At 39.4% G+C, this 782-nt stretch carries 2 protein-coding genes; both read right to left on the minus strand.

The annotated features are described in order from the left end of the window. The coding region (locus ACRCJ0_RS16985) for an L-threonylcarbamoyladenylate synthase (protein ID WP_431391330.1) at nt 1-223 on the minus strand (223 nt) is incomplete at its 3' end. A 36-nt stretch (nt 224-259) separates the two neighbouring features. Next, nucleotides 260-782: HemK/PrmC family methyltransferase (locus ACRCJ0_RS16990; RefSeq protein WP_431391332.1), on the minus strand; the 523-nt coding region annotated here is incomplete at its 5' end.

Genomic DNA, 782 nt, shown 5'->3' on the forward strand with positions numbered 1-782 from the left:
TATCAATCATATAGTCAAAAATATCTTCTGGATCAGCGATATGGACAATCAAAGGATTATCGCTTGGACGGCCTTTTACTGTATATACTGATTTAACAGCATCCGCATTATTGGCGATAGCCCCTAGACCAAAGACTGTTTCAGTTGGAAAAGCCACTAATTGGCCATCTTGCAGTAAGGCTGCTCCTTCATCAATTTCACTTGCTTGAATGATTTTTGTCATTATTGGTTGAACTCCTTTCTTATTTCTATGGATTTGTTAGATTGTTGTATTATATGGATTTTGGATGACTAAAATTCGATCATTGCCCGCATAATCTTGGATAATGTTTACCTCGGCGCCCGTCATTCGCAGGCGATCTTTAGCACCAGCAAGCAAGGATTGCCCTTGTTGGTAACCAAATTCCCCAATAAAGTAACCCGGCTTAGCCAAATAATCATGGATTTGGTCGAATAAGCGCCAATAAATTTGATAGCCATTTTCCTCTGCAAAAAGGGCTAAATCTGGTTCATATAGGACCGTTGATTTGGACATCACATCCGTTTCATCTAAGCCGATATAAGGTGGGTTTGAAATGATTAAATCAAATTCTTGGCCAAGAACTGGTTCAAATAAATCACCAAGTTGAAAATCAATAACAGCTTTTTTATCCGCAGTATTTTCACGGGCAATATTTAAGGCATCCGGTGAAATATCTGTCGCCGTGACTTGCAGGTTTGGGAACAGTTGTTTTAAGGTAACCGCAATAATCCCCGTACCAGTACCAATATCAAGTACCCTT

The organism is Aerococcus sp. L_32, from assembly GCF_050689315.1.